General features: G+C 56.3%; 26 protein-coding genes and 1 pseudogene. 19 read left to right on the forward strand and 8 right to left on the reverse strand.

The features are described 5' to 3' along the window. Nucleotides 1-158: 158 nt before the first annotated feature. The 4 genes from FHN83_RS13685 to rlmB all read left to right on the forward strand — a co-directional run bounded on the left by FHN83_RS13685 (nucleotide 159) and on the right by rlmB (nucleotide 5,350). A complete protein-coding gene (locus FHN83_RS13685; protein ID WP_039028486.1) occupies nucleotides 159-1,457 on the forward strand; it encodes an adenylosuccinate synthase in 1,299 nt (432 codons plus the stop codon). Nucleotides 1,458-1,648: 191 nt separating this feature from the next. Further along, nucleotides 1,649-2,074: a nitric oxide-sensing transcriptional repressor NsrR gene (nsrR, locus tag FHN83_RS13690; protein ID WP_039028444.1), complete on the forward strand. Its 426-nt coding sequence runs from the start codon at nucleotides 1,649-1,651 to the stop codon at nucleotides 2,072-2,074. A 38-nt stretch (nucleotides 2,075-2,112) separates the two neighbouring features. Beyond that, entirely contained in the window at nucleotides 2,113-4,554 is a 2,442-nt protein-coding gene (gene rnr, locus FHN83_RS13695) for a ribonuclease R (RefSeq protein ID WP_139564043.1), read from the forward strand. A gap of 64 nt (nucleotides 4,555-4,618) precedes the next feature. Next, nucleotides 4,619-5,350 carry a 23S rRNA (guanosine(2251)-2'-O)-methyltransferase RlmB gene (gene rlmB / locus FHN83_RS13700; protein ID WP_139564044.1) on the forward strand — a complete coding sequence of 244 codons (732 nt, stop codon included), beginning with the start codon at nucleotides 4,619-4,621 and terminating at the stop codon, nucleotides 5,348-5,350. A gap of 116 nt (nucleotides 5,351-5,466) precedes the next feature. Here rlmB and FHN83_RS13705 read toward each other — a convergent pair. Next, nucleotides 5,467-6,756: pseudogene (locus tag FHN83_RS13705) on the reverse strand (MFS transporter). A 160-nt stretch (nucleotides 6,757-6,916) separates the two neighbouring features. Here FHN83_RS13705 and FHN83_RS13710 point away from each other — a divergent pair. Continuing rightward, nucleotides 6,917-8,539, forward strand: a complete 1,623-nt coding sequence (locus FHN83_RS13710; protein ID WP_139564045.1) for an isovaleryl-CoA dehydrogenase — start codon at nucleotides 6,917-6,919, stop codon at nucleotides 8,537-8,539. A 3-nt stretch (nucleotides 8,540-8,542) separates the two neighbouring features. Here the strand turns inward: FHN83_RS13710 and FHN83_RS13715 are convergent, their stop codons facing one another. From FHN83_RS13715 to bsmA, 3 genes are all read right to left on the reverse strand, one after another. Further along, nucleotides 8,543-10,468 carry a methyl-accepting chemotaxis protein gene (locus tag FHN83_RS13715; protein ID WP_139564046.1) on the reverse strand — a complete coding sequence of 642 codons (1,926 nt, stop codon included), beginning with the start codon at nucleotides 10,466-10,468 and terminating at the stop codon, nucleotides 8,543-8,545. A gap of 172 nt (nucleotides 10,469-10,640) precedes the next feature. Beyond that, a complete protein-coding gene (yjfN, locus tag FHN83_RS13720) occupies nucleotides 10,641-10,928 on the reverse strand; it encodes a DUF1471 family protease activator YjfN (RefSeq protein ID WP_039028450.1) in 288 nt (95 codons plus the stop codon). Nucleotides 10,929-11,064: 136 nt separating this feature from the next. After that, nucleotides 11,065-11,394 (reverse strand): biofilm peroxide resistance protein BsmA, encoded by a 330-nt coding sequence (gene bsmA, locus FHN83_RS13725; protein ID WP_072036607.1) that lies wholly within the window; start codon nucleotides 11,392-11,394, stop codon nucleotides 11,065-11,067. A 138-nt stretch (nucleotides 11,395-11,532) separates the two neighbouring features. Between bsmA and yjfP the strand changes: the two genes are divergently transcribed. Further along, on the forward strand, nucleotides 11,533-12,264 hold the full coding sequence (gene yjfP / locus FHN83_RS13730; RefSeq protein ID WP_139564047.1) for an esterase: 732 nt from the start codon (nucleotides 11,533-11,535) through the stop codon (nucleotides 12,262-12,264). On the opposite strand, the gene ulaR is transcribed toward yjfP, so the two are convergent. After that, nucleotides 12,261-13,016 (reverse strand): HTH-type transcriptional regulator UlaR, encoded by a 756-nt coding sequence (gene ulaR, locus FHN83_RS13735; protein WP_039028453.1) that lies wholly within the window; start codon nucleotides 13,014-13,016, stop codon nucleotides 12,261-12,263. The genes yjfP and ulaR overlap by 4 nt on opposite strands. A gap of 109 nt (nucleotides 13,017-13,125) precedes the next feature. Beyond that, on the reverse strand, nucleotides 13,126-14,190 hold the full coding sequence (gene ulaG / locus FHN83_RS13740; protein ID WP_039028454.1) for an L-ascorbate 6-phosphate lactonase: 1,065 nt from the start codon (nucleotides 14,188-14,190) through the stop codon (nucleotides 13,126-13,128). Between the two features lie 353 nt (nucleotides 14,191-14,543). Here ulaG and ulaA point away from each other — a divergent pair, with 353 nt between their 5' ends. Genes ulaA through FHN83_RS13770 form a run of 6 tightly spaced genes read left to right on the forward strand, consistent with a single transcriptional unit; the run spans nucleotide 14,544 to nucleotide 18,952 of the window. Beyond that, a complete protein-coding gene (ulaA, locus tag FHN83_RS13745) occupies nucleotides 14,544-15,944 on the forward strand; it encodes a PTS ascorbate transporter subunit IIC (RefSeq protein ID WP_138370092.1) in 1,401 nt (466 codons plus the stop codon). 12 nt (nucleotides 15,945-15,956) lie between these two features. Next, the gene (gene ulaB / locus FHN83_RS13750; protein ID WP_138370093.1) at nucleotides 15,957-16,262 is read left to right on the forward strand and encodes a PTS ascorbate transporter subunit IIB; all 306 of its coding nucleotides are present in this window, start codon (nucleotides 15,957-15,959) and stop codon (nucleotides 16,260-16,262) included. A gap of 9 nt (nucleotides 16,263-16,271) precedes the next feature. Next, nucleotides 16,272-16,739, forward strand: a complete 468-nt coding sequence (ulaC, locus tag FHN83_RS13755; protein ID WP_139564048.1) for a PTS ascorbate transporter subunit IIA — start codon at nucleotides 16,272-16,274, stop codon at nucleotides 16,737-16,739. A 13-nt stretch (nucleotides 16,740-16,752) separates the two neighbouring features. Continuing rightward, nucleotides 16,753-17,403 (forward strand): 3-keto-L-gulonate-6-phosphate decarboxylase UlaD, encoded by a 651-nt coding sequence (locus FHN83_RS13760; protein WP_039028458.1) that lies wholly within the window; start codon nucleotides 16,753-16,755, stop codon nucleotides 17,401-17,403. Nucleotides 17,404-17,412: 9 nt separating this feature from the next. Beyond that, complete coding sequence (locus tag FHN83_RS13765; RefSeq protein WP_139564049.1) at nucleotides 17,413-18,279, forward strand: L-ribulose-5-phosphate 3-epimerase; 867 nt, start codon at nucleotides 17,413-17,415, stop codon at nucleotides 18,277-18,279. Then, complete coding sequence (locus FHN83_RS13770) at nucleotides 18,266-18,952, forward strand: L-ribulose-5-phosphate 4-epimerase (RefSeq protein ID WP_139564050.1); 687 nt, start codon at nucleotides 18,266-18,268, stop codon at nucleotides 18,950-18,952. Before FHN83_RS13765 ends, FHN83_RS13770 begins: the two co-directional genes overlap by 14 nt. 96 nt (nucleotides 18,953-19,048) lie before the next feature. On the opposite strand, the gene yjfY is transcribed toward FHN83_RS13770, so the two are convergent. Next, nucleotides 19,049-19,324 carry a DUF1471 family protein YjfY gene (yjfY, locus tag FHN83_RS13775; protein ID WP_039028461.1) on the reverse strand — a complete coding sequence of 92 codons (276 nt, stop codon included), beginning with the start codon at nucleotides 19,322-19,324 and terminating at the stop codon, nucleotides 19,049-19,051. Nucleotides 19,325-19,668: 344 nt separating this feature from the next. Between yjfY and rpsF the strand changes: the two genes are divergently transcribed. The 5 genes from rpsF to FHN83_RS13800 all read left to right on the forward strand — a co-directional run bounded on the left by rpsF (nucleotide 19,669) and on the right by FHN83_RS13800 (nucleotide 22,203). Beyond that, nucleotides 19,669-20,064 carry a 30S ribosomal protein S6 gene (gene rpsF / locus FHN83_RS13780; protein ID WP_011915632.1) on the forward strand — a complete coding sequence of 132 codons (396 nt, stop codon included), beginning with the start codon at nucleotides 19,669-19,671 and terminating at the stop codon, nucleotides 20,062-20,064. A 6-nt stretch (nucleotides 20,065-20,070) separates the two neighbouring features. Then, on the forward strand, nucleotides 20,071-20,385 hold the full coding sequence (priB, locus tag FHN83_RS13785; protein WP_039028462.1) for a primosomal replication protein N: 315 nt from the start codon (nucleotides 20,071-20,073) through the stop codon (nucleotides 20,383-20,385). Between the two features lie 4 nt (nucleotides 20,386-20,389). Further along, entirely contained in the window at nucleotides 20,390-20,617 is a 228-nt protein-coding gene (gene rpsR, locus FHN83_RS13790; protein ID WP_000135199.1) for a 30S ribosomal protein S18, read from the forward strand. Nucleotides 20,618-20,658: 41 nt separating this feature from the next. Then, complete coding sequence (rplI, locus tag FHN83_RS13795) at nucleotides 20,659-21,108, forward strand: 50S ribosomal protein L9 (protein WP_032616202.1); 450 nt, start codon at nucleotides 20,659-20,661, stop codon at nucleotides 21,106-21,108. Nucleotides 21,109-21,261: 153 nt separating this feature from the next. Continuing rightward, complete coding sequence (locus FHN83_RS13800; protein ID WP_139564051.1) at nucleotides 21,262-22,203, forward strand: DMT family transporter; 942 nt, start codon at nucleotides 21,262-21,264, stop codon at nucleotides 22,201-22,203. 23 nt (nucleotides 22,204-22,226) lie between these two features. Here the strand turns inward: FHN83_RS13800 and FHN83_RS13805 are convergent, their stop codons facing one another. After that, on the reverse strand, nucleotides 22,227-22,868 hold the full coding sequence (locus tag FHN83_RS13805; RefSeq protein ID WP_039028464.1) for an OapA family protein: 642 nt from the start codon (nucleotides 22,866-22,868) through the stop codon (nucleotides 22,227-22,229). A gap of 231 nt (nucleotides 22,869-23,099) precedes the next feature. Here FHN83_RS13805 and fklB point away from each other — a divergent pair, with 231 nt between their 5' ends. Both fklB and cycA read left to right on the forward strand, forming a co-directional pair. Next, on the forward strand, nucleotides 23,100-23,720 hold the full coding sequence (fklB, locus tag FHN83_RS13810; protein ID WP_039028465.1) for an FKBP-type peptidyl-prolyl cis-trans isomerase: 621 nt from the start codon (nucleotides 23,100-23,102) through the stop codon (nucleotides 23,718-23,720). A gap of 308 nt (nucleotides 23,721-24,028) precedes the next feature. Further along, nucleotides 24,029-25,438: a D-serine/D-alanine/glycine transporter gene (cycA, locus tag FHN83_RS13815; protein ID WP_039028466.1), complete on the forward strand. Its 1,410-nt coding sequence runs from the start codon at nucleotides 24,029-24,031 to the stop codon at nucleotides 25,436-25,438. The last annotated feature ends 34 nt before the right edge of the window (nucleotides 25,439-25,472 follow it).

Genomic DNA, 25,472 nt, shown 5'->3' on the forward strand with positions numbered 1-25,472 from the left:
CCGCTTGTGATGAAAATCGGCACGTCACACAAGATATTGAGGTAATCGTTTAACTGGCGAGGAACCCGCCAATTTCGCCGAAATTTGTATACAAAAAAAGCTGAACATCATCAAAACCGATGGTAGAATCCATTTTTAAGCAATCGGTGATTTTGAAAATGGGTAACAACGTCGTCGTACTGGGCACCCAATGGGGTGACGAAGGTAAAGGGAAGATCGTCGATCTTCTGACTGAACGTGCTAAATTTGTTGTACGCTATCAGGGTGGTCATAACGCTGGCCATACTCTCGTAATCAACGGTGAAAAAACCGTCCTCCATCTTATTCCATCAGGTATTCTTCGTGACAATGTGACCAGCATCATCGGTAACGGTGTTGTGCTGTCTCCTGCTGCGCTGATGAAAGAGATGAAAGGCCTGGAAGACCGTGGCATCCCGGTTCGCGAGCGTCTGCTGCTCTCCGAAGCCTGTCCGCTGATCCTCGACTACCACGTTGCGCTGGACCTGGCGCGTGAAAAAGCGCGCGGCGCGAAAGCGATCGGTACAACCGGTCGTGGTATTGGCCCGGCTTACGAAGATAAAGTTGCCCGTCGCGGCCTGCGCGTTGGCGACCTGTTCGACAAAGCCACTTTTGCTGAAAAACTGAAAGAAGTGATGGAATATCACAACTTCCAGCTGGTGAATTTCTACAAAGTTGACGCTGTTGACTACCAGAAAGTGCTGGATGATGTCATGGCAATCGCTGACATCCTGACCGGTATGGTTGTTGATGTGTCCGATCTGCTGGACCAGGCGCGCAAACGTGGCGATTTCGTCATGTTCGAAGGTGCGCAGGGTACGCTGCTGGATATCGACCACGGTACCTATCCCTACGTAACCTCCTCTAACACCACCGCAGGTGGCGTGGCAACCGGCTCTGGCCTGGGTCCGCGTTATGTGGATTACGTTCTGGGGATCATCAAAGCTTACTCCACTCGCGTGGGTGCCGGTCCATTCCCGACCGAGCTGTTTGATGAAACCGGCGAGTTCCTGTGCAAGCAAGGTAACGAGTTTGGCGCGACCACCGGTCGTCGTCGTCGTACCGGCTGGCTGGATGCAGTTGCTGTGCGCCGTGCGGTGCAGATCAACTCCCTGTCTGGCTTCTGCCTGACCAAGCTGGACGTGCTGGACGGCCTGAAAGAAGTGAAAATCTGTGTTGCCTACCGTATGCCGGATGGCCGCGAAGTGACGACCACTCCGCTGGCTGCAGACGACTGGCAGGGTATTGAGCCAATCTACGAAACCATGCCAGGCTGGTCTGAGACCACCTTTGGCGTGAAAGAGCGTAGCGGCCTGCCGCAGGCGGCGCTGGACTACATCCAGCGTATTGAAGAACTGACCGGTGTGCCGATTGATATTATCTCTACCGGCCCGGATCGTTCTGAAACGATGATCCTGCGCGACCCGTTCGACGCATAATCTTCGTGAATACTGGCCTGCGGGGTGACCCGTAGGCCGGATAAGCGTAGCGCCATCCGGCGACCGCTTCTGGATCCCCGCTTTTTCGCCCCGTCTGTCAAATAAATTCGCCGTTGACTATCTGGCTGGTTTATCATCATTAATGAATATCTCTGCGGAACTCCCGCGTTTTACCCTTTCCTGAGGTTGATGTGCAGTTAACAAGTTTCACCGATTACGGATTACGCGCGCTGATCTACATGGCGTCGTTACCCGATGGGAAAATGACCAGTATCTCTGAGGTGACAGAGGTGTACGGTGTGTCCCGTAATCATATGGTCAAAATAATCAATCAACTTAGCCGTGCCGGATACGTTGCTGCCGTCCGCGGGAAAAATGGCGGCATTCGCCTGGGTAAACCGGCACAGAGTATTCGTGTTGGTGATGTGGTGCGCGAACTGGAGCCATTGTCTCTGGTGAACTGCAGCAGCGCGTTCTGCCACATTACCCCCGCCTGTCGACTGAAACAGGCGCTTTCTAAGGCCGTGCAAAGTTTTCTCATGGAGCTGGATAACTACACGCTGGCCGATTTGGTTGAAGAGAATCAACCGCTGTATAAATTATTGCTGGTGGAATGAAGAAAACGTCCACCGGAGATGACAACGGAGGAACCGATATGTCACAAGATCCTTTCCAGGAACGCGAAGCTGAAAAATACGCGAACCCTATCCCCAGCCGCGAGTTCATCATTGAACACCTCACAAAACGCGAAAAGCCTGCCAACCGTGAAGAACTTGCCGTTGAATTAAACATTGAAGGCGAAGAGCAAATCGAAGCCCTTCGCCGTCGTCTGCGCGCAATGGAGCGCGATGGGCAACTCGTCTTTACCCGCCGCCAGTGCTATGCCCTGCCAGAACGTCTCGATCTGCTGAAAGGCATGGTGATTGGCCACCGTGATGGTTTCGGTTTCCTGCGCGTCGAAGGTCGCAAGGACGACCTGTACCTCTCCTCTGAACAGATGAAGATGTGCATTCACGGCGACCAGATCCTGGCCCAGCCGCTGGGTGCAGACCGCAAAGGCCGTCGTGAAGCGCGCGTCGTGCGCGTGCTGGTGCCAAAAACCAGCCAGATTGTGGGCCGCTACTTCACCGATGCCGGTGTAGGTTTTGTGGTACCGGACGACAGCCGCCTGAGCTTTGACATCCTTATTCCACCTGAAGAGGTGATGGGCGCGCGAATGGGCTTTGTGGTGGTCGTTGAACTGACCCAGCGTCCAACCCGCCGCACCAAAGCGATCGGTAAGATTGTCGAGGTGCTGGGCGATAACATGGGTACCGGCATGGCCGTGGATATGGCGCTTCGCACCCATGAAATCCCACACGTCTGGCCAAAAGCGGTTGAAGAGCAGGTTGAAGGCCTGAAAGAGCAGGTGCCGGAGTCGGCAAAAGCGGGCCGCGTGGATCTGCGCAGCCTGCCGCTGGTTACCATTGATGGCGAAGACGCCCGCGACTTTGATGACGCCGTGTACTGCGAGAAAAAACGCGGTGGCGGCTGGCGTCTGTGGGTAGCCATTGCCGATGTGAGCTACTACGTCCGTACCGGTACGCCGCTGGACGGTGAAGCGCGTAACCGCGGCACCTCGGTTTACTTCCCGTCGCAGGTAGTGCCGATGCTGCCGGAAGTGCTCTCTAACGGTCTGTGCTCGCTCAACCCGCAGGTTGACCGTCTGTGCATGGTTTGTGAAATGACCATCTCCAACAAAGGGCGTTTAACCGGTTACAAATTCTATGAAGCGGTGATGAGTTCACATGCGCGTCTGACCTACACCAAAGTGTGGCATATGCTGCAGGGTGACCAGGATCTGCGTGAGCAGTATGCTCCGCTGGTGAAGCACATCGAGGAGTTGCACAACCTCTATAAGGTGCTGGATCAGGCACGTGAAGAGCGCGGCGGTATCTCATTTGAGAGTGAAGAGGCGAAGTTCATCTTTAACGCCGAGCGTCGTATTGAGCGTATCGAACAGACCCAGCGTAACGATGCTCACAAGCTGATTGAAGAGTGCATGATCCTGGCGAACATCTCTGCGGCACGCTTTGTTGAGAAAGCCAAAGAGGCTGCGCTGTTCCGTATTCACGATAAACCGACCACCGAGGCAATCACCTCCTTCCGCACCGTACTGGCGGAGCTGGGCCTTGAGCTGCCCGGCGGCAATAAGCCGGAGCCGCGCGATTACGCCGAGCTGCTGGAATCTATCGCCGATCGTCCTGACGCAGAAATGCTGCAAACCATGCTGCTGCGCTCTATGAAGCAGGCGATTTACGATCCTGAAAACCGCGGTCACTTTGGTCTGGCGCTGCAGTCGTATGCGCACTTCACCTCGCCTATCCGTCGCTATCCGGATCTCTCCCTGCACCGTGCCATTAAGTATCTGCTGGCGCATGAGCAGGGGCATAAGGGCAACACCACGGAGACCGGTGGTTACCACTACTCCATGGAAGAGATGCTGCAGCTGGGCCAGCACTGTTCAATGACCGAACGCCGTGCTGATGAAGCGACGCGCGACGTTGCTGACTGGCTGAAGTGTGACTTCATGTTGGATCAGGTTGGAAACGTGTTTAAAGGCGTGATTGCCAGCGTCACCGGCTTTGGCTTCTTTGTCCGCCTTGATGAACTGTTTATTGATGGCCTGGTTCATGTTTCATCCCTGGACAACGACTACTACCGGTTTGACCAGGTCGGTCAGCGCCTGATTGGTGAATCTGGCGGTCAAACGTATCGCCTGGGCGATCGCGTTGAAGTGAAGGTTGAAGCCGTCAACATGGACGAGCGTAAAATCGACTTTAGCCTGATCTCCAGCGAACGTGCGCCGCGCAACGTGGGTAAAACCGAGCGCGAGAAAGCGAAGAAAGGCGCTGCCGGTAAAACCAGCGGCAAACGCCGTCAGGCCGGTAAGAGAGTAAACTTCGAGCCGGATAGTGCGTTCCGCGGTGAGAAAAAACAGAAGCCGAAGGCCGCGAAGAAAGAGGCCAGAGCGGCGAAAAAGCCGTCGGCAAAGACCCAGAAAATAGCTGCCGCGACCAAAGCGAAGCGGGCAGCGAAGAAAAAAGTGGCGGAGTAATTCTCCCCTGACCATGATCCTCTCCCGGCAGGGAGAGGTGAACAGTAATTAATGAGAACCATCAATGAGTGAAATGATTTACGGCATCCACGCGGTGCAGGCCCTGCTGGAGCGCGCACCGGAGCGTTTTCAGGAAGTATTTATTCTGAAAGGGCGTGAAGACAAACGCCTGATGCCGCTGATCCACGCGCTGGAAGTGCAGGGCGTGGTGATCCAGCTGGCGAACCGTCAGTATCTGGATGAGAAAAGCGAAGGCGCGGTACACCAGGGGATCATCGCCCGCGTGAAGCCGGGCCGCCAGTATCAGGAGAACGATCTGCCGGATCTCATTGCCGCGCTGGATAACCCGTTCTTCCTGATCCTCGACGGCGTGACCGATCCGCACAACCTCGGTGCCTGCCTGCGTAGCGCCGATGCGGCGGGCGTCCATGCGGTGATCGTGCCGAAAGACCGCTCCGCGCAGCTCAACGCGACGGCCAAAAAAGTGGCCTGCGGCGCGGCGGAGAACGTGCCGCTGATCCGCGTGACCAACCTGGCGCGCACCATGCGTCAGCTGCAGGAAGAGAACATCTGGATTGTCGGCACCGCGGGTGAAGCGGACCATACCCTGTTCCAGAGCAAAATGACCGGCCGTCTGGCGCTGGTGATGGGTGCTGAAGGGGAAGGCATGCGCCGCCTGACGCGCGAGCACTGCGACGAGCTGATCAGCATTCCGATGGCGGGCAGCGTCTCGTCCCTGAACGTCTCCGTAGCAACCGGCATCTGCCTGTTTGAAGCGGTGCGCCAGCGCGGGTAAGGCTTTGTGGTTTTGCCGGGTGGCGGCTACGCCTTACCCGGCCTACAAAACATAAACCCGGCACAACAATATGCACGGTCCCGTAGGCTGGGTAAGCGCAGCGCCACCCGGCACTGTCACTCCTCCAGCGACCGCAAATGGTCATCCTTCTTCAGCGTCATCAGCGCAAAAATACTTACCACCGCCGTCGCCATTACGTAATACGCCGGAATATCCAGGTTCCCCGTCTCTTTAATCAGCCCGGTAATGATTAACCCCGCACAGCCCGAGAAAATAGCGTTCGACAGGGAATAGGCCAGCCCCAGCCCGGTATAGCGCACCCGCGTCGGGAACATCTCTGACAGCATGGCCGGTCCTGGTCCTGCCAGCATCCCCACCAGACCACCGGCAATGAGCACCACTATCGCTTTCACCGCCAGCGTGCTGGACTCCGCCTGCAGAATTTTCAGCAGCGGCAGGGCGAGGATCAGCAGCAACGCGGCGGCAATCACCATTACCGTCCGGCGTCCGATGCGGTCGCTGAGCATGCCCGACGGGATAATGGTCAGCGCAAAGCCGATATTCGAGATCACCGCAATCAGCAGCGCCTGGTTAAAGCCGGTATGCAGGGCTGATTGCAGGTAGGCGGGCATGATCACCAGATAGGTATAGCCCGCGGCGGATCACACCATCACCCGGCCGATGCCCATGACAATGGCCTTCAGCGTGTCGCGGGTGCGCGCCTTTACGGCCACCGGTTTGGTTTGCTGCTTCACGAAGCTCGGCGTCTCTTCCATGCTCACCCGCAGCCACAGGGCCACCGCCCCCAGCGGCAGGGCGATAAAGAACGGAATGCGCCAGCCCCAGTCGTGCAGAGCTTCTGGCGTCAGCAGCGCAGAGAGCAGCGCCACGATGCCCGCTCCGGCCAGCAGGCCCAGCGCAACGGTAAAGGACTGCCAGGCGCCGTACAGCCCGCGCTTACCGCGCGGGGCGAACTCGGTCATCAGCGACACCGCACCGCCATATTCGCCGCCAGCGAAAAGCCCCTGCAGGATCCGCAGGCCGGTGATAATCAGCGGTGCGGCAATGCCGATGCTGGCATACACCGGCACGAGGCCGATTGCCGCCGTTGCCAGCGTCATCATCACCAGCACGATAATCAGCGTGGGCTTGCGCCCGATGCGATCGCCAATCCGGCCAAATACGATGGCACCCAGCGGGCGGAAGAAAAAGGCGATGGCGAACGAGGCGTAGGTGAGGATCAGGCTGGTCAGCCCCGCTTCACCGCTGAGCTGAAAGAAGTTTTTCGCAATCACGGTGGCCAGAAAACCGTACACCGCAAATTCGTACCATTCTATGAAGTTGCCGATGGAGCCAGCAATCAAAGCGCGTTTGTGGGCATCCGGCGCCCGTTGTGTGTTGTGCATTGTTATTCTCTCCATGAGTCGAGAATAAATTATTCACCATAACATCCGATAAGAAATTTATTATTCGCTCATTGTGTGACCATGTTCACGCTTGAGAGTGGCGGTAATGTGGCCCGGTCTGTCCATACTTACTCCGTTGCCACAGATGGAGGGATACACTATGCACTGGCAGACACACACTGTTTTTAATCAGCCTGCGCCACTCACCAACAGCAACCTTTTTCTTTCCGATCGTGCCCTGTGTGAAGCGGTCAATCGTGAAGGTGCCGACTGGGACGCTGACCTGCTCGCCAGCATCGGCCAACAGCTGGGGACGGCAGAATCTCTGGAGCTTGGTCGCCTGGCTAACGTCAATCCGCCCGAACTGCTGCGCTATGATGCCAGCGGAACCCGGCTGGACGATGTGCGCTTTCACCCCGCCTGGCACCTGCTGATGCAGGGGCTCTGCGCCAACCGGGTACATAACCTGGCGTGGGAAGAGGAGGCGCGAAAAGGGGCCTTCGTGGCCCGGGCGGCACGTTTTATTCTGCATGCCCAGGTGGAAGCCGGCACGCTCTGCCCGATCACCATGACCCATGCCGCCACGCCGCTGTTGCAGCAGGCCCTACCGCGGGCGTTTCACGACTGGCTGACGCCGTTGCTGAGCGACCGCTACGACTCGCATCTCGCGCCGGGCAACCAGAAGCGCGGCCTGTTAATCGGGATGGGGATGACGGAGAAGCAGGGCGGGTCGGATGTCCTGAGCAACACCACCCGGGCAGAGCGCTGCAGCGACGGTAGCTACCGGCTGGTGGGGCATAAGTGGTTTTTCTCGGTGCCGCAAAGCGATGCGCACCTGGTGCTGGCCCAGGCCAAAGGCGGCCTGTCGTGCTTCTTCGTTCCCCGTTTTCTGCCCGACGGCCTGCGCAATGCCGTGCATCTGGAGCGTCTGAAAGACAAGCTGGGAAACCGCTCGAACGCCAGCAGCGAAGCCGAGTTTCTCGACGCCACCGGCTGGCTGCTGGGGGAAGAGGGGGAAGGGGTGCGCCAGATCCTGAAGATGGGCGGCCTCACCCGTTTCGACTGCGCCCTCGGCAGCCACGGCCTGATGCGCCGGGCCTTCTCAGTGGCGTTGTACCACGCCCACCAGCGACAGACCTTTGGTAAAAACCTGATCGATCAGCCGCTGATGCGCGACGTGTTAAGCCGCATGGCGCTGCAACTGGAAGGCCAGACGGCGTTTCTGTTCCGCCTGGCGCGGGCCTGGGATCGCCGGGATAACGAGCACGAGGCGCTGTGGGCGCGGCTGTTTACCCCGGCCGCGAAGCTGGCGATCTGTAAAGCGGGCATCCCGTTCGTAGCGGAAGCGATGGAGGTGTTAGGGGGGATCGGCTATTGCGAAGAGAGCGAATTGCCGCGCCTGTACCGCGAAATGCCGGTCAACAGCATCTGGGAAGGCTCGGGCAACATTATGGGGCTGGACGTGCTGCGGGTGCTGGCCAAGCAGCCAGGTGTGCTCGATCTGCTCGCGGCGGATTTTGCCGAGGTCAAAGGCCAGGATCGCCATTTCGATCGCAGCTGGCGGCAGCTCCAGCAGAAACTGCGCAAACCGCAGGAGGCGCAGGGCAGGGAGATCGCCCGGCAGATATACCTGCTGGGCGCGGGCGCGCAGATGCTGCGCCATGCCTCCCCGCCGCTGGCGCAGGCCTGGTGCCGTGAAATGCTCGACGCCCGGGGCAGATCCCTGCTCAGCGAGCAGATACAGGACGACCTGCTGCTGCGCGCCACGGGCGGCGTGGCCTGAGTTTTACAGGCGGAACAGACTGACCAGATCGGTCAGGTGCGAACCCTTCTCCCGCAGGGTTTGCGCCGTCTGTTCGCTGCGCGAGACGCGGTCGGCGTTGATGTGCGACGCTTCGCCGATGTGCGTCATCGCCAGATTCACCTGACCGATACCTGCCGACTGCTCGCGGGAGGCGTGGTTAATTTCCGTGACCAGCTGGTTGATGTTGTCGATGTGCTCGATGATGCTCTCCATCGCCTGACGGGTCTGCTCCGACAGGGCGTGGCCCTCGCTCACCTTACTGAGCGTATCGCCAATCAGCTGTTCAATCTCCTTCACCGCGTTGGCGCTGCGTGCCGCCAGGGCGCGAACTTCCTGGGCGACCACGGCGAAGCCTTTACCGTGCTCACCTGCCCGGGCCGCTTCTACGGCGGCGTTCAGCGCCAGAATATTGGTCTGGAAGGCAATGCTCTCAATCACCCGCGTGATGGCTTCGATACGTTTCGATGCCTCGCGAATATCATCCATGGTGGAGACAGCATTGCTGACGGTCTCCCCGCCCTGATGCACCGCCCGGGAGGTTTCGCCCACCAGCTGCTGAGTCTGCTCCATATTGGCCGCGTTCTGCTGCACGGTGGCCGCCAGCTGCTCCATACTGGCAGAAGTCTCTTCCACGCTGCTGGCCTGCTTGTTGATCTGCTCGGAGATCTCGCCGGTATCCGCCGCCAGGGCGTTGGTTCCCAGATGAATATCCCCCGCGGCTTCCCGCACCTGCAGCACGATTTTTTGCAGGCCGCCGCCAATGCCGTTGATGGCGTTGATCAGCTGGCCAACCTCATCCTGACGGGTGGCAGGCAGGGTGGCGCGCAGATCGCCTGCGGCATACTGTTCCGCCAGACCAATGACATCGCGCAGCGGGCGTGACAGCCAGCGGCGGATAATAAACACGAACAGCATGGCAAAGAGCGCCGACAGCGCCACACCCGCCAGCAGGAAGCGATCGCGCAGGCGGGTCACGTCGGCCAGCAGTACGCTTTTATCCACTTCTCCCACTATCGTCCAGTTCCAGCCCGGCAGCGGCGTCCAGGCCATAATCAGCGTGCTGCCATCAGCGCTCTTGCGCTCCAGGGTACCGGAGTGATCCCCCAGCAGCTGTTGCTGAACGGCGTTATCCCACTTCGGCAGTTGCCCCTCTTCGGCGCTGTGGAACAGATATTGGCCGTGATTTTTGCCATTGCTGCGGTCCAGCACAAAGAAGTGACCGCTTTCGCCCAGACGGCGGCTGAGGATCTTCTCGCGCATGACGTTCCACGAGTGGGTAATGTCGACGCCGACGAAGATAATGGCGATCACCTGTCCGCCCGCGTCTTTTACCGGCTGATACTGGGTGATATAGCGTTTGCCGAACAGCAGGGCGAGGCCGCGATAGACCTCGCCTGTGTTGACCACCGCCCAGGCCGGGCTGGCACGATCGAGAACGGTGCCGATAGCCCGGTCGCCGTTCTCTTTACGCAGCGAGGTCGCCACGCGGACAAAATCGTCGCCGCTGCGAACAAACAGGGTCGAGATGGCCCCGGTGTGATTCTGAAAATCATCCGGCGTGGCGTTGTTCTCGTGGAGTTCCGTCTCGCCGCCCTTCAGCAGCGGAACGTTCTGACCGTTAATCGCGCGGGTCTGGCTGGCATCAAGGTTCAGCGGCTGCGGCAAGAAGGTGGTGAACAGACGGGTATAGCTCTCCACCTCTTCGGTGAGGCTGGCATTGAACATCTGCACCATATCCATCACGCCGGTGGATTGATTATGCAGGTCTTCAATGGCCAGCGATTCGAGTTTTTGACTGGTGTTGTAGCTAAGGAGAAAAGTGAAAAGCAGAAAGAGCGTGGCAACGCTCAAGCCGGTAAGCAGCGACAGCTTAGTGCCCAGACCTGCACGGCGAAAAAAATTGATCATAAATTGCTCATTGTTAAAAAGGTATCGCTTTTCAACGGCAGAGCGGGGATAACATTTATTTGGTTTATGTAACAAAATGTTACAAAGATATCTCTGGGCAGTAACGGCAAGGATAATAAAATTGTAAATATTAAAAAGCCACTCCTTTTTAGTGGCTTTTTATTGGCGCTTTTCAGGCATAGATAATGGCCTGTGCCCGCCAGCGATCGACATGGCTCTCTTCCTGCATTTTAATGATGCGATACCAGGAGGCACCCTGCTCATCAGCTTTTAGCGCAATCATGCGCTCTACGTCCTGCGGGCTCCCTGAGATATCACTCACGGAGATCAATCCAATTTCATTTAAACCTGTCACACAATCCGCGCTGGCAAATTCAGCTGACTGTGCAGCCGTACTCAGCAGACCCGCTGAGAGCAGCAGTGAGGTCAAAGCAAGAGATCGTTTCATCGTTAGCTCCATTTTACGTATCCCCGGAATCCGCCGGGCAATCCTTCGCTAATAAACTCACTTCCATTGTCACAGGCATGGAGTTTATTGTGGACAGGAAAACGTCTATGGACGCAAAGCAGTGTAAATGTCGTTTAAATACCGCGCGTTATTTACGGTATAAAATGGCCTGCGAATACCACTGCCCTGTTACGATAGTTTCATCGATAAGGGTAATGACGTAATAATCTGCATTCGCGGCGACAGCTTTTGCTTTAATGGCATCTTCCACATCGTCGGGAGAGCCGCGCTCAAGTGCGGTCACGGTACCCATTCGCTGTAATCCTTCCGTCTGATTGCGACGAATTTCCTGGGGGTGATCGGCGACCGGTGGTGCGGGCTGTGGCGTACCTTCCAGCACGCTACATCCGGCTAACAGCAGCATCAGCGTTAAAGCAGCAACCCTTCGCATAACCATATCTCGTTTCCTGATAGCCATAGTGTAGATCTCTGTTGATTTGACATTGGGGGAATGTTCCCAAATTGTTATCTGAGACGTAAATTTCGAATGAAAATTGTGTGAAAACGTAAGCCAGTTCTCAACATTATGATTCACCCTAAAGTATGAGGCTCACTGATGATTGAAATTGAAGTCCGGCAGCTTGGCGACCATGAGATTGTACATGCCGTTCCGGCGGGAAAACGGACTGAACCGTTGCCGGTTGTTATTTTTTATCATGGCTTTACCTCATCAAAGCTGGTCTACAGCTATTTTGCGGTGGCGCTGGCACAGGCAGGTTTCAGAGTGGTGATGCCGGATGCGCCCGACCACGGCGCGCGCTTTACGGGTGATGAGCAGGCCCGTCTGGGGCAGTTCTGGCCGATCCTGCATGGCAGCCTCACCGAGTTTGCCGCGCTGCGGGATGCCCTGTATCAGGCCGGGCTGGTGGCCGATGAACGCCTTGCGGTGGCCGGGGCCTCGATGGGCGGCATGACCGCGCTGGGGATTATGACGCGCCACCCTGAGGTGAAGTGTGTGGCAAGCCTGATGGGCTCTGGCTACTTTACGTCGCTGGCCCGGACGCTGTTTCCGCCGCTGCAGCCTGAGGCATTCGCGGCGATGGTCTCTCCGCTTGCCGACTGGGAAGTGACAACCGCGCTACCGCGTCTGGCCGACCGCCCGCTGCTGCTGTGGCATGGTGAGGAAGATGATGTAGTGCCTGCCGGAGGAACATTCCGTCTGCAGCAGGCGTTACGGCAGGAAGGGCTGGATAAAAATCTGACCTGCCTGTGGGAGGCGGGGGTGAAACACCGCATTACCCCGACCGCGCTCGACGCCACGGTGGCGTTTTTCCGCCAGCACCTTTAAACGCGCAGGATCGTCACGCCCTGATCTTCCAGTTTCTGGAGGATCTGCGGGTTGGCATTTTTGCCGGTGATCACCATGTCTATCTGCTCGGCACGGCTGAACAGCATGCCCGCACGCTCGCCGACCTTGCTGCTGTCCACCAGCACCACCAGCTTGCCGACCACGTTCAGCATGTTCTGCTCCGCCATCGCCGTCAGCATATCGGTTTTATACAGCCCTTCGGCGGTGAGCCCTTTGCCGCTGGTAAACATCCAGTGCCCGGCATAGAGCGTGTTCTCGCTGTCCTGCGGGCTTAAGGTGATGGACTGGCTCTTATTGTACTGGCCGCCCATGATCACCACGCTTTCATGCTCCTGATCGATCAGGTAGTTGGCCAGCGGCAGGTAGTTAGTGATGATCTGCACCGGTTTGCCGCACATTTCACGGCCCAGCAGGAAAGCGGTGGAACCGCAGTTAATCACCACGCTTTCGCCGGGATTGACCAGCTGGGAGGCGGCTCTGGCGATACGCACTTTCTCGTCGTGGTTCTGCGCCTGATGAATATTCATCGGCGACCAGCGTGGGCGCTGCTGGCTGATCCCTTCGGCGCCGTTACGCACCTTTTTCAGCTTGCCGCTTTCATCAAGTTTGTTGATATCCCGGCGCGCGGTGGCGGGAGAAACGCCCAGCCGGGCAATCACCTGCTCAACGGTGACAAACCCGGTTTGCGCCAGGAGATCCAGTAAAATTTGATGCCGCTGTGCTTCCGTCATGAGCTATTCCGAAATAAATTGATGTTAAAAGATGATATTTGAAATAGCCTGAAAATACTAAGCAAAATGTTCTATCGCCAGGCAAGGCGCCTGGCGATCGCCTGAAAGATTACAGGAAAGATTTAAATGGCAGGTCGGGCTCAATGGTGAAGCAATCATCAAAGCCGCGCGGGTAGTGATACTCAAAATTGTCTTTATCCAGCGGCCAGGTAAATTTGCCGCCCACCTGCCAGATAAACGGCTTAAAGCCATACTTCAGCCGGTCTTTTTTCATCTCCCACAGCACGCGGATCTCCTGCGGATCGGCCTGGAAATTTGACCAGATATCGTGATGGAACGGGATCACCACCTGGGTGTTCAGGGCTTCCGCCATGCGCAGAATGTCGGCGCTGGTCATCTTGTCGGTGATGCCGCGCGGGTTCTCGCCGTAAGAGCCCAGCGCCACGTCGATATGGTGCTCATTACCGTGTTTGGCGTAATAGTTGGAGTAGTGTGAGTCACCGCTGTGGTACAGCGTGCCGCCCGGGGTCTTGAACAGATAGTTCACCGCGCGCTCGTCCATCCCGTCCGGTAACACGCCGGCTGCCTTCCGATCGGCCGGCAGGGTAATCAGTGCGGTGCGGTCAAACGCGTCAAGGGCATGAATTTCGATGTCTTTGATTTTTACCACGTCACCCGGTTTCATGACGATGCAGCGCTCTTTTGGCACGCCCCAGCCGATCCATAAATCGACACAGGTTTGTGGCCCGATAAAGGGCACGTCTTGCGGACAGTTCTGCATTACCGCTGCCGCAACGTTGACGTCGATATGATCGTTATGATCGTGGGTCGAAAGAACGGCGTCGATCTGACGAATCGCAAAAGGATCGAGGACAAACGGCGTGGTGCGAAGGTTCGGCTGCAGTTTCTCGACACCTGCCATACGCTGCATCTGATGGCCTTTTTTCATCAGCGGGTTGCCATGGCTCTGTTTGCCGGTGCCGCACCAGAAATCAACGCAGACATTGGCGCCGCCCTGAGACTTCAGCCAGATGCCGGTACAGCCCAGCCACCACATCGCGAATGTGCCCGGCGCGACCTGCTCCTGTTCGATCTCTTCATTCAGCCAGCTACCCCATTCCGGGAAAGTGCTCAGGATCCATGATTCGCGGGTAATGGTATTCACTTTACTCATTGTCAGACTCCCTATCTATCAAAAGTAATCATTTGGTGATGTGTTTTGATTTATAGTGTCACCGATGAATCAGCAATGCAATGCCGTTTTGCGAGGGTTGCGGCAAACTCAGGCGACTACCCTGAAAATTCCTGAATGTGATTTTGTTACTTATATTTATATAATTTATTGATTTACAATGAATTTATAGAGTGGCTGTGAATGCATATAAAGGCATTAATCTTTACGGGGAAATAATTTGCGTGATGCGTCACAAATAATCAAAATCAATCTTGTGGTGATTATTTGTGATTAATAGAGTGGGGGCTGTTGTACGAGCATTACGCATCGTACTGCCTTTACCGGAGAGTGTTATGGAGATCCTCTACAGCGTCTTTACCGTCTTTTTTAATCAGGTAATGACCAATGCCCCGCTGCTGCTGGGTATCGTGACCTGCCTGGGTTATATCCTGCTGCGTAAAAGCGTGAGCGTGATAATCAAAGGCACCATCAAAACCATCATCGGTTTTATGCTGCTTCAGGCGGGTTCAGGCATTTTAACCAGCACCTTTAAGCCCGTTGTCGCCAAAATGTCGGAAGTTTATGGCATTAACGGCGCGATTTCAGACACCTACGCCTCAATGATGGCCACCATCGAACGCATGGGCGATGCCTATAGCTGGGTGGGATACGCCGTCCTGCTCGCCCTGGCGTTGAACATCATTTACGTTCTGCTGCGTCGGATCACCGGCATCCGCACCATCATGCTGACCGGCCACATCATGTTCCAGCAGGCCGGGTTGATTGCGGTTTCCCTCTATATTTTCGGCTATTCGATGTGGACCACCATTATCTGTACGGCGGTGCTGGTCTCACTCTATTGGGGGATCACCTCCAATATGATGTACAAACCCACACAGGAAGTGACCGACGGCTGCGGTTTCTCCATCGGCCACCAGCAGCAGTTTGCCTCATGGATTGCCTATAAGGTTGCCCCGTATCTGGGTAAAAAAGAGGAGAGCGTTGAGGATCTGAAGCTGCCCGGCTGGCTGAATATCTTCCACGACAACATCGTCTCTACGGCGATCGTGATGACCATCTTCTTTGGCGCCATCCTGCTCTCCTTCGGCATTGACGTTGTGCAGGCCATGGCGGGTAAAACCCACTGGACCATCTACATCCTGCAAACCGGCTTCTCCTTCGCCGTGGCGATTTTCATCATCACCCAGGGCGTCCGCATGTTCGTAGCGGAGCTGTCTGAGGCCTTCAACGGTATCTCTCAGCGTCTGATTCCCGGCGCGGTGTTAGCGATTGACTGTGCGGCGATTTATAGCTTCGCGCCGAACGCGGTGGTGTGGGGCTTTATGTGGGGCACCATCGGCCAGCTGATTGCGGTTGGCATCCTGGTGGGCTGCGGCTCGTCCATCCTGATTATTCCTGGCTTTATCCCGATGTTCTTCTCAAACGCCACCATCGGCGTGTTTGCTAACCACTTCGGCGGCTGGCGCGCGGCGCTCAAGATCTGCCTGGTGATGGGCATGATTGAAATCTTCGGCTGCGTGTGGGCGGTCAAGCTCACCGGTATGAGCGCCTGGATGGGGATGGCGGACTGGTCGATTCTGGCGCCGCCGATGATGCAGGGCTTCGCCTCTGTCGGCCTGATCTTTATGGGCGTCATCATTCTGATTGCACTGGCTTATATGTTCTTCGCTGGCCGTTCGCTGCGGGCTGAAGAAGATGCGGAACAACAAACAGCAGAAGTTTCTGCTCACTAAGGAGTTTTGATTATGACCGTACGTATCCTGGCCGTGTGTGGCAATGGGCAAGGGAGCTCCATGATCATGAAGATGAAAGTGGACCAGTTTTTAACCCAGTCAAAAATTGACCACACGGTGAACAGCTGCGCGGTGGGTGAATACAAAAGTGAACTGAACGGCGCGGACATCATCATCGCCTCAACCCACATCGCCGGTGAGATTAACGTTACTGGCAATAAATACGTGGTGGGCGTGCGCAACATGCTGTCGCCTGCGGACTTTGGCCCAAAACTGCTGGAAGTGATCAAAGCGCATTTCCCGCAAGACGTGAAGTAAAGAGGCTTTATGAAACTACGTGATTCGCTGGCAGAGAATAACTCCATCCTTTTACAGGCCGAGGCCAGTACCTGGCAGGAGGCGGTAAAGCTGAGCGTCGATCTGCTGGTTAAGGCTGACGTTGTAGAGCCGCGCTATTACCAGGCCATTCTTGATGGCGTCGAGCAGTTCGGGCCGTACTTTGTGATTGCCCCGGGGCTGGCCATGCCGCATGGCCGTCCGGAAGAGGGCGTCAAAAAAACCGGTTTCGCCCTGGTCACCCTGAAAACGCCGCTGATGTTTAACCATGACGATAACGACCCGGTGGACATCCTGATCACCATGGCCGCCGTGGATGCCAACACCCATCAGGAAGTGGGCATTATGCAGATCGTCAATCTGTTTGAAGATGAAGCCAATTTTGACCGTTTACGCGCCTGCCGCACCGCGCAGGAAGTGCTGGATTTAATCGACAACGCCACAGCGGCGGCAGTTTAAGAGGGATTTGAAAATGTCATTACCTATGTTGCAGGTTGCCCTGGATAACCAGACCCTGAACCACGCTTACGAAACCACGCGTCTTATCGCCGAAGAAGTAGACATCATCGAAGTGGGCACCATCCTGTGTGTCGGCGAGGGGGTTCGCGCCGTCCGCGACCTGAAAGCCCTCTATCCGCATAAAATTGTGCTGGCCGACGCCAAAATTGCCGATGCGGGCAAAATCCTGTCGCGGATGTGCTTCGAAGCCAACGCCGACTGGGTCACGGTGATCTGTTGCGCGGATATCAACACCGCCAAAGGCGCGCTGGAAGTGGCAAAAGAGTTTAACGGTGACGTGCAGATCGAACTTACCGGCTTCTGGACCTGGGAGCAGGCCGAAGAGTGGCGCGCCGCAGGCATTCAGCAGGTGGTCTATCACCGCAGCCGCGATGCGCAGGCCGCGGGCGTTGCCTGGGGCGAAGCGGATATTAGCGCCGTTAAGCGTCTGGCGGAGATGGGCTTTAAGGTGACGGTTACCGGCGGACTGGCGCTGGAAGATCTGCCGCTGTTCGCGGGGATTCCGATTCACGTCTTTATTGCCGGTCGCAGCATCCGCGATGCCGCCTCGCCGGTAGAAGCGGCACGCCAGTTCAAACGTTCCATCGCCCAACTGTGGGGATAAGGAGCGGCTATGTTAAGCAAACAGGTGCCGCTTGGCATCTATGAAAAGGCGCTCCCCTCGGGGGAGTGCTGGCTCGAACGACTGAAACTGGCGCAGTCGCTGGGGTTCGATTTCGTCGAGATGTCGGTGGATGAGACGGACGAGCGCCTCTCCCGTCTCGACTGGAGCCGCGAACAGCGTCTGGCGCTGGTGAACGCCGTCGCCGAAACCGGCGTGCGCGTGCCATCCATGTGCCTTAGCGCCCACCGTCGCTTCCCGCTCGGCAGTGAAGATGACGCCGTGCGGGCAGAGGGCCTTGAGATCATGCGTAAAGCGATTCGCTTTGCCCAGGACGTAGGGATCCGCGTTATCCAGCTGGCCGGTTATGACGTCTACTATCAGGAAGCCAATGACGAAACGCGCCGCCGTTTCCGGGATGGGCTGAAAGAGAGCGTGGAAATGGCCAGCCGTGCGCAGGTGACGCTGGCGATGGAGATCATGGATTACCCGCTGATGAACTCCATCAGCAAGGCGCTGGGCTATGCCCACTACCTGAATAATCCGTGGTTCCAGCTCTATCCCGATATCGGCAATCTCTCGGCGTGGGATAACGACGTGCAGATGGAACTGCAGGCAGGCATCGGCCATATCGTGGCGGTCCATGTGAAAGACACCCGCCCCGGCGTCTTCAAAAACGTGCCTTTCGGCAGCGGGATAGTCGATTTTGAACGCTGCTTCCAGACGCTAAAACAGAGCGGCTACTGCGGGCCTTATCTGATCGAAATGTGGAGCGAAACCTCAGCCGATCCGGTTCGCGAAGTGGCGCTGGCGCGCGACTGGGTGCGTGAGCGGATGGCGCGAGCCGGGCTCGGAGAGGATCAGCATGAAGCAGCTTAAACAGCAGGTATTTGAGGCAAACATGGATTTGCCTCACTACGGTCTGGTCACTTTCACCTGGGGAAACGTCAGCGCCATCGATCGGGAGCGTGGGCTGGTGGCGATCAAACCCAGCGGGGTCGCCTACGAGACCATGCGCGTCGATGACATGGTGGTGGTGGACCTCAGCGGCAACGTGGTGGAAGGGCAATGGCGCCCTTCGTCTGATACCGCGACCCATCTGGCGCTGTACCGGCGTTACCCCTCTCTTGGCGGGGTGGTGCATACCCACTCGACCCATGCGACCGCCTGGGCGCAGGCAGGGCTGGCGATCCCGGCGCTCGGCACTACCCATGCCGACTACTTCTTTGGCGATATCCCCTGTACCCGGGCCCTAACCGAAGCAGAAGTGCAGGGCGAGTACGAGCTCAACACCGGCAAGGTGATCATTGAAACGCTGGGAGAGGGTGAACCGCTGCACAGACCGGGCATTGTGGTGTATCAGCATGGCCCCTTTGCCTGGGGAAGCGATGCTCACGATGCCGTGCATAATGCCGTAGTCATGGAAGAGGTTGCGAAAATGGCGTGGATAGCTCGCGGCATTAATCCGCACCTGAAGCCCGTCGACAGCTATCTGATGAACAAACATTTTATGCGCAAGCATGGTGCCAATGCCTATTACGGCCAGAAGTAAGAGAAGTAAAAGAAGAAAAAAAGCCCCCGGGCAGGGGGCTAATCAGACTATGACAATTTTTTCGTTGTTGGCTTTCCTGGTGCTAGCGTCAAAGCGTTACCGATAGATATCTGCGCTGACGTGCATATTGCCGTTGCTGCCCGGTTCACGGGTGAGCATGACGTGATAGTAGCGGGCATCCCGCGCATCGGCTTCTGCATTAATGGCTTCAGTCGCTTCACTTTCCGTGGCGAAGTTATGGTTGATATAAATGACGCCCAGGCTTTGCACATCATCCATATTTCTGGCCTGTCGGCCGTCAACCTGAATGGCTGCAGTCGCGTTTGCACTCAGCAAAAGCGCAGCCAGAAGGGCAATGGTGATCTTTTTCATGATATGCGCTCCACGACAAACTACGGTGCGACGATATTCACGGCTGTCTTTTGTCCTGAGACAGGGTCTGATTAAAGTGTAAGCATGAATCTCACAGGCTATGGCGACCATTTCTGATGCTGTTGTTCAAAAAAACGCCGCGATCGTCCGTGAGCAATGGTAAATCACCCACTTAGACCCGCTTTGCGCTTTGTGCGAATTATTTGCGCAATCAGCTTGAGTTTCCTGGGGTGCGCAAGTATTATGACGCGTCAATTTTTCAGCCGACCTTTAACACGTTCCTTGCCTCCCCGGGCCTCGGCTGACCCAGACAGGAGGCTGAATAATCCGTAAGGAGCAATTCGATGCGTCATTACGAAATCGTTTTTATGGTCCATCCTGACCAGAGCGAACAGGTTCCGGGTATGATCGAGCGCTACACTGGTGCAATCACTGCAGCAGAAGGCACGATCCACCGTCTGGAAGACTGGGGCCGCCGTCAGCTGGCTTATCCGATCAACAAACTGCACAAAGCTCACTACGTTCTGCTGAACGTTGAAGCGCCGCAGGAAGCGATCGATGAGCTGGAAACTAACTTCCGCTTCAACGATGCCGTTATCCGCAGCATGGTTATGCGTACCAAAAACGCAGTGACCGAAGCATCTCCGATGGTTAAAGCGAAAGACGAGCGCCGTGAGCGTCGCGATGATTTCGCAAACGAAACCGCAGATGATTCTGATGCTGGGGATTCTGAAGAGTAATTTCTGATGACCAACCGTCTGGTGTTGTCCGGTACCGTGTGCAGGACCCCACTTCGCAAGGTCAGCCCATCAGGAATTCCTCACTGCCAGTTCGTGCTTGAGCATCGTTCAGTGCAGGAGGAAGCCGGGTTTCACCGGCAGGCGTGGTGCCAAATGCCCGTTATTATTAGCGGACACGAAAACCAGGCCATTACTCACAGTATAACGGTCGGTAGTGCAGTAACGGTTCAGGGGTTCATCTCTTGCCACAAGGCAAAGAACGGCCTGAGCAAACTAGTTCTGCATGCCGAGCAGATTGATTTGATAGATTCTGGAGACTAGCCAAATGGCACGTTATTTCCGTCGTCGCAAGTTCTGCCGTTTCACCGCGGAAGGCGTTCAAGAGATCGACTATAAAGATATCGCAACGCTGAAAAACTACATCACCGAAAGCGGTAAGATTGTCCCAAGCCGTATCACCGGTACTCGTGCAAAATACCAGCGTCAGCTGGCTCGCGCTATCAAACGCGCTCGCTACCTGTCCCTGCTGCCGTACACTGATCGTCATCAGTAATCGGGCACGGTCCATTAATACGACTTTAAGAGGATAAGGTAATGCAAGTTATTCTGCTTGATAAAGTAGCAAACCTGGGCAGCCTGGGTGATCAGGTAAACGTTAAAGCGGGCTACGCTCGTAACTTCCTGGTTCCACAGGGTAAAGCTGTTCCTGCTACCAAGAAAAACGTAGAGTTTTTCGAAGCACGTCGTGCTGAACTGGAAGCCAAACTGGCTGACGTTCTGGCGGCTGCTAACGCTCGCGCTGAAGAAATCAACGCACTGGGCACCGTTACTATCGCGTCTAAATCAGGCGACGAAGGTAAACTGTTCGGTTCCATCGGTACCCGCGATATCGCTGATGCAGTAACTGCAGCTGGCGTTAAAGTGGCTAAGAGCGAAGTTCGTATGCCGAACGGCGTTCTGCGTACCACCGGTGAGCACGAAGTGGACTTCCAGGTTCACAGCGAAGTATTCGCGAAACTGGTTGTTAACGTTGTTGCTGAGTAAGTAATTACTCTTCACCACGTCGAAGCGCCGGCCTTGTGCCGGCGTTTTGCTTTTTAACGCGACCTGCCCCCCTCTTTGTGACTTGTATGGTGGCTATTCCTTGCGCATTCCCTGATAATAAAATGAAACGACATTTTATCTTTGGGATTTGTCATGGACACCGCTCTGCCTGCACCGCTTTTCTCTCGTAAAAACATCGTCTTCGCCAGCGCGACGCTGTGCTGCCTGTTATGGGGTAGCTCCTATCCCGCCATTAAGAGTGGCTATGAACTCTTTCAGATCGCCGCCAACGACATTCCGTCAAAAGTGGTCTTTGCCGGTTATCGCTTTGTTTTTGCAGGCCTGCTATTGCTGCTGTTAGCCCTGGCTCAGCGCAAGCCGATTGGTCGGCTCAGCCCGCGACAGTTCGGACAGCTGACGGCCCTTGGCCTGACGCAGACTGCCATTCAGTACACCTTCTTTTATATCGGCCTCGCCTACACAACGGGTGCTAAAGGCTCGATCATGAACGCGACCGCCACCTTCTTCAGCGTTTTGCTGGCGCACTTCATCTATCAGAACGACAGGATCAGCTACAACAAGGCCCTCGGGTGTATCCTCGGTTTTGCCGGGGTGATGATCGTGAACTTTAACAGCGGCTTGCAGGACTTCCACTTTGTCTGGAACGGGGACGGTTTTGTGGTGCTGGCGGCGTTTATTCTCTCTGCCGCCACGCTCTACGGTAAACGCATTTCTCAGACGGTCGACCCGATGGTGATGACCGGCTGGCAGCTGGCGATTGGCGGGGTGATGCTGGTGGTGGGCGGTTACATCACCGGCGGAACGCTGGCCGTCCCCAGCTTCAAGGCGGCGGCTATCCTCGGCTATCTGACCCTGCTCTCCTCGGTGGCGTTTGCTCTGTGGAGTTTGCTGCTGAAACATAACCGCGTAAGCATGATCGCCCCATTCAACTTTTTAGTGCCGGTCGCCGGAACCGTGCTCTCGGCCATTTTCCTCGGTGAAAATATCCTCGAGATCAAATATGCCGTGGCGCTGGTGCTGGTCTGCTCAGGGATCTGGTGGGTCAATAAAGAGAGTGGAAAGCAGGCCCGGTAAGCCTTACGCCACCGGGCGAACTGCTATTTAGCGCGGATAAAGCTGCCGTCAGACTGACGGGTAAACAGCACCTGCTGGCCGTTTCCGCTGTCAATGGTCAGCCCGGTTACCACGCCGCTCGCATTCTGGCGGATCTGCACCATCTGGCCGTTTTGCAGATTGCTCAGCGGCTTGCCAGCACCTTCAACCTGCGCCATGGCATAGACATCGGTCGGCGGCAGGTTATGATCGCGGAACAGCTGCGCCAGGGTTTTCCCCGGCTCTACCCGATAGGTCCGCCACTGCTGCTCAATACCGGGAGGGGATTGCCGGGACTGGACAGGCGCGGCGGCCTGCTCCTGGGGTTGATCCTCCTGAATCGGCTCCGGCTCAACAGGGGCGATCTGGCCGGGATCGTTAGACGGGGCCACCAGCTGCGTCTGCATCGGCTGTGCGTCGGGCTGCGGCTGCGTCTGCGAACGAATATCCAGTTCGGCATCGCGACGAACCGGCGTCGTCGCGCTGTCGTCCGCGCCGCCTGGCAGCAGAAATCCGACAATCACCATCAACGCACCAATAATAATGCCTCTGCGGTGCAGGGGCGGCAGCGGGTCCATGATGCGAAAGTTATCCGGCGCATGCCAGATTTTCGTCAGGGTAGGTTTTAGTTCAAATGGCCCGGGCATGGCTCTCCTCCTGCTCCGCGTCTTTTTTCCTGTCCCGAGAAGTATAGTTTGCTAACTGCCTGATGAGCGTAACAAAGCCGGCTTCCGTGACACGCATTCGGGAAAAATCCAGATAGTCTCTATTGTTTCCGTTTCGTCGCAATTTGTCATCTTTCCATAAGACAAAGTTTTACCGGATGGAAGGTGGCTGTTATGCTGCCCGCTACTTTAAATGTGATGGAAGGAAATCCCATGACCACCCCGACTTTTGACACAATCGAAGCGCAAGCAAGCTACGGCATTGGTTTGCAGGTAGGACAGCAGCTGAGCGAATCAGGTCTGCAGGGTCTGCTACCTGAAGCGCTGGTGGCGGGTATCGCCGATGCGCTGGAAGGTAAACAACCGGCGGTTCCGGTAGATGTGGTTCACCGCGCGCTGCGTGAAATCCACGAACGTGCTGACTCCGTGCGTCGCGCTCGTTTCGAAGAGATGGCTGCGGCAGGCGAAAAATTCCTCGAAGAGAACCGTGAGCGTGAAGGCGTGAACAGCACCGAAACCGGCCTGCAGTTCCGCGTACTGACTCAGGGTGAAGGCCCAATCCCGGCGCGTACCGACCACGTCCGCGTGCATTACACCGGTAAACTGATCGACGGTACCGTGTTCGACAGCTCCGTTGCCCGCGGCGAACCGGCAGAATTCCCGGTAAATGGCGTGATCCCAGGCTGGATCGAAGCCCTGACCCTGATGCCGGTTGGCTCTAAATGGGAACTGACTATTCCGCAGAACCTGGCCTACGGCGAGCGCGGCGCTGGCGCGTCCATCCCGCCATTCAGCACCCTGGTCTTCGAAGTTGAGCTGCTGGAAATCCTGTAAGCGACCTGCCTCTTCCTCTCCCCGACAGGGGAGGGGAAATCAGTTAAAAAACCTATAGTTACGCGCCAATCAACAGATTATCTTGCAAAAGGTCACAGTAAGTGTATTTTTGTGAGCTGTTTTGCGTTGTTTAAGTGATATGACACTCAGTTTCAACATGTTGTTAACATAATATTTAAATCATAGTATTCATCCCGCCGATTCTTACCTAATATCGATGAGTCCTTAATCGGGGCCGTCGCTTTTCGATGTAATAAAGGGCCAGAAGAGCCTGAACAACACAGGTAGTCACAACAGGAAAACATCACATGGTAGATCAGGTAAAAGTCGTTGCCGACGAAGAGGCACCGTCTGAACAGTCGCTACGGCGCAATCTCACAAACCGTCATATTCAGCTTATCGCCATCGGCGGTGCTATCGGCACCGGGCTGTTTATGGGGTCAGGTAAAACCATTAGCCTTGCCGGTCCGTCGATCATTTTTGTCTATATGATCATCGGCTTCATGCTCTTTTTCGTGATGCGTGCAATGGGAGAGCTGCTGCTCTCGAATCTCGAATACAAATCCTTCAGCGACTTTGCCTCCGACCTGCTCGGGCCGTGGGCGGGTTACTTTACCGGCTGGACCTACTGGTTCTGCTGGGTTGTTACCGGCATGGCCGACGTGGTCGCCATTACGGCCTATGCGCAGTTCTGGTTCCCGGGGCTGTCTGACTGGGTAGCCTCGCTGGCGGTCATCGTCCTGCTGCTGAGCCTTAACCTCGCCACCGTGAAAATGTTCGGTGAAATGGAGTTCTGGTTCGCGATGATCAAAATTGTCGCCATCGTTGGCCTGATCGTGGTCGGCCTGGTGATGGTGATGACGCACTTCACCTCTCCGAGCGGCGTGCAGGCTTCGTTTACCCATCTGTGGAATGACGGCGGCTGGTTCCCGAAAGGGCTGAGCGGATTCTTCGCCGGCTTCCAGATTGCGGTCTTTGCCTTCGTGGGGATTGAGCTGGTGGGCACCACTGCCGCAGAAACCAAAGATCCTGAGAAGTCGCTGCCACGGGCAATTAACTCCATTCCCGTGCGTATCATCATGTTCTACGTCTTCGCGCTGATCGTCATTATGTCGGTTACGCCGTGGAGCTCCGTCGTCCCTACCAAGAGCCCGTTCGTTGAGCTGTTTGTGCTGGTAGGCCTGCCGGCTGCGGCGAGCCTGATTAACTTCGTGGTGCTGACGTCAGCGGCCTCTTCGGCCAACAGCGGCGTGTTCTCCACCAGCCGTATGCTGTTTGGTCTGGCCCAGGAAGGCGTAGCGCCGAGCGCGTTCGCGAAGCTCTCTAAGCGTGCAGTTCCGGCGAAAGGGCTGACCTTCTCCTGTATCTGCCTGCTGGGCGGCGTGGTGATGCTCTACGTGAACCCAAGCGTGATTGGCGCGTTCACCATGATCACCACCGTCTCTGCGATCCTGTTCATGTTCGTCTGGACCATCATCCTGTGCTCGTACCTGGTGTACCGCAAACAGCGTCCGCACCTGCATGAAAAATCGATCTACAAGATGCCGCTTGGCAAGCTGATGTGCTGGGTCTGCATGGCATTCTTCGTGTTCGTACTGGTTCTGCTGACGCTGGAAGAGGATACCCGTCAGGCGCTGATCGTTACGCCGCTGTGGTTTATCGCGCTGGGGCTGGGCTGGCTGTTTATCGGTAAGAAACGTATGGCAGGTGTAAGGTAAAAGCAAAACGGCAACTTCGGTTGCCGTTTATAGG

Source organism: Leclercia adecarboxylata, assembly GCF_006171285.1.
GTDB lineage: Bacteria > Pseudomonadota > Gammaproteobacteria > Enterobacterales > Enterobacteriaceae > Enterobacter > Enterobacter barmai.

What these genes read in the sequence shown, in the direction of transcription:
- rlmB (WP_139564044.1), top strand. Translation starts at nt 4,619, where the DNA reads ATGAGTGAAATGATTTACGGCATCCACGCGGTGCAGGCCCTGCTGGAG.
- fklB (WP_039028465.1), top strand. Translation starts at nt 23,100, where the DNA reads ATGACCACCCCGACTTTTGACACAATCGAAGCGCAAGCAAGCTACGGC.
- FHN83_RS13715 (WP_139564046.1), bottom strand. Translation starts at nt 10,468, where the DNA reads ATGATCAATTTTTTTCGCCGTGCAGGTCTGGGCACTAAGCTGTCGCTG.
- cycA (WP_039028466.1), top strand. Translation starts at nt 24,029, where the DNA reads ATGGTAGATCAGGTAAAAGTCGTTGCCGACGAAGAGGCACCGTCTGAA.
- ulaB (WP_138370093.1), top strand. Translation starts at nt 15,957, where the DNA reads ATGACCGTACGTATCCTGGCCGTGTGTGGCAATGGGCAAGGGAGCTCC.
- ulaA (WP_138370092.1), top strand. Translation starts at nt 14,544, where the DNA reads ATGGAGATCCTCTACAGCGTCTTTACCGTCTTTTTTAATCAGGTAATG.
- rpsR (WP_000135199.1), top strand. Translation starts at nt 20,390, where the DNA reads ATGGCACGTTATTTCCGTCGTCGCAAGTTCTGCCGTTTCACCGCGGAA.
- FHN83_RS13765 (WP_139564049.1), top strand. Translation starts at nt 17,413, where the DNA reads ATGTTAAGCAAACAGGTGCCGCTTGGCATCTATGAAAAGGCGCTCCCC.
- yjfN (WP_039028450.1), bottom strand. Translation starts at nt 10,928, where the DNA reads ATGGAGCTAACGATGAAACGATCTCTTGCTTTGACCTCACTGCTGCTC.
- rnr (WP_139564043.1), top strand. Translation starts at nt 2,113, where the DNA reads ATGTCACAAGATCCTTTCCAGGAACGCGAAGCTGAAAAATACGCGAAC.
- FHN83_RS13710 (WP_139564045.1), top strand. Translation starts at nt 6,917, where the DNA reads ATGCACTGGCAGACACACACTGTTTTTAATCAGCCTGCGCCACTCACC.
- rpsF (WP_011915632.1), top strand. Translation starts at nt 19,669, where the DNA reads ATGCGTCATTACGAAATCGTTTTTATGGTCCATCCTGACCAGAGCGAA.
- priB (WP_039028462.1), top strand. Translation starts at nt 20,071, where the DNA reads ATGACCAACCGTCTGGTGTTGTCCGGTACCGTGTGCAGGACCCCACTT.
- bsmA (WP_072036607.1), bottom strand. Translation starts at nt 11,394, where the DNA reads ATGGCTATCAGGAAACGAGATATGGTTATGCGAAGGGTTGCTGCTTTA.
- rplI (WP_032616202.1), top strand. Translation starts at nt 20,659, where the DNA reads ATGCAAGTTATTCTGCTTGATAAAGTAGCAAACCTGGGCAGCCTGGGT.
- FHN83_RS13685 (WP_039028486.1), top strand. Translation starts at nt 159, where the DNA reads ATGGGTAACAACGTCGTCGTACTGGGCACCCAATGGGGTGACGAAGGT.
- ulaG (WP_039028454.1), bottom strand. Translation starts at nt 14,190, where the DNA reads ATGAGTAAAGTGAATACCATTACCCGCGAATCATGGATCCTGAGCACT.
- ulaC (WP_139564048.1), top strand. Translation starts at nt 16,272, where the DNA reads ATGAAACTACGTGATTCGCTGGCAGAGAATAACTCCATCCTTTTACAG.
- FHN83_RS13805 (WP_039028464.1), bottom strand. Translation starts at nt 22,868, where the DNA reads ATGCCCGGGCCATTTGAACTAAAACCTACCCTGACGAAAATCTGGCAT.
- FHN83_RS13800 (WP_139564051.1), top strand. Translation starts at nt 21,262, where the DNA reads ATGGACACCGCTCTGCCTGCACCGCTTTTCTCTCGTAAAAACATCGTC.
- yjfY (WP_039028461.1), bottom strand. Translation starts at nt 19,324, where the DNA reads ATGAAAAAGATCACCATTGCCCTTCTGGCTGCGCTTTTGCTGAGTGCA.
- FHN83_RS13770 (WP_139564050.1), top strand. Translation starts at nt 18,266, where the DNA reads ATGAAGCAGCTTAAACAGCAGGTATTTGAGGCAAACATGGATTTGCCT.
- yjfP (WP_139564047.1), top strand. Translation starts at nt 11,533, where the DNA reads ATGATTGAAATTGAAGTCCGGCAGCTTGGCGACCATGAGATTGTACAT.
- ulaR (WP_039028453.1), bottom strand. Translation starts at nt 13,016, where the DNA reads ATGACGGAAGCACAGCGGCATCAAATTTTACTGGATCTCCTGGCGCAA.
- FHN83_RS13760 (WP_039028458.1), top strand. Translation starts at nt 16,753, where the DNA reads ATGTCATTACCTATGTTGCAGGTTGCCCTGGATAACCAGACCCTGAAC.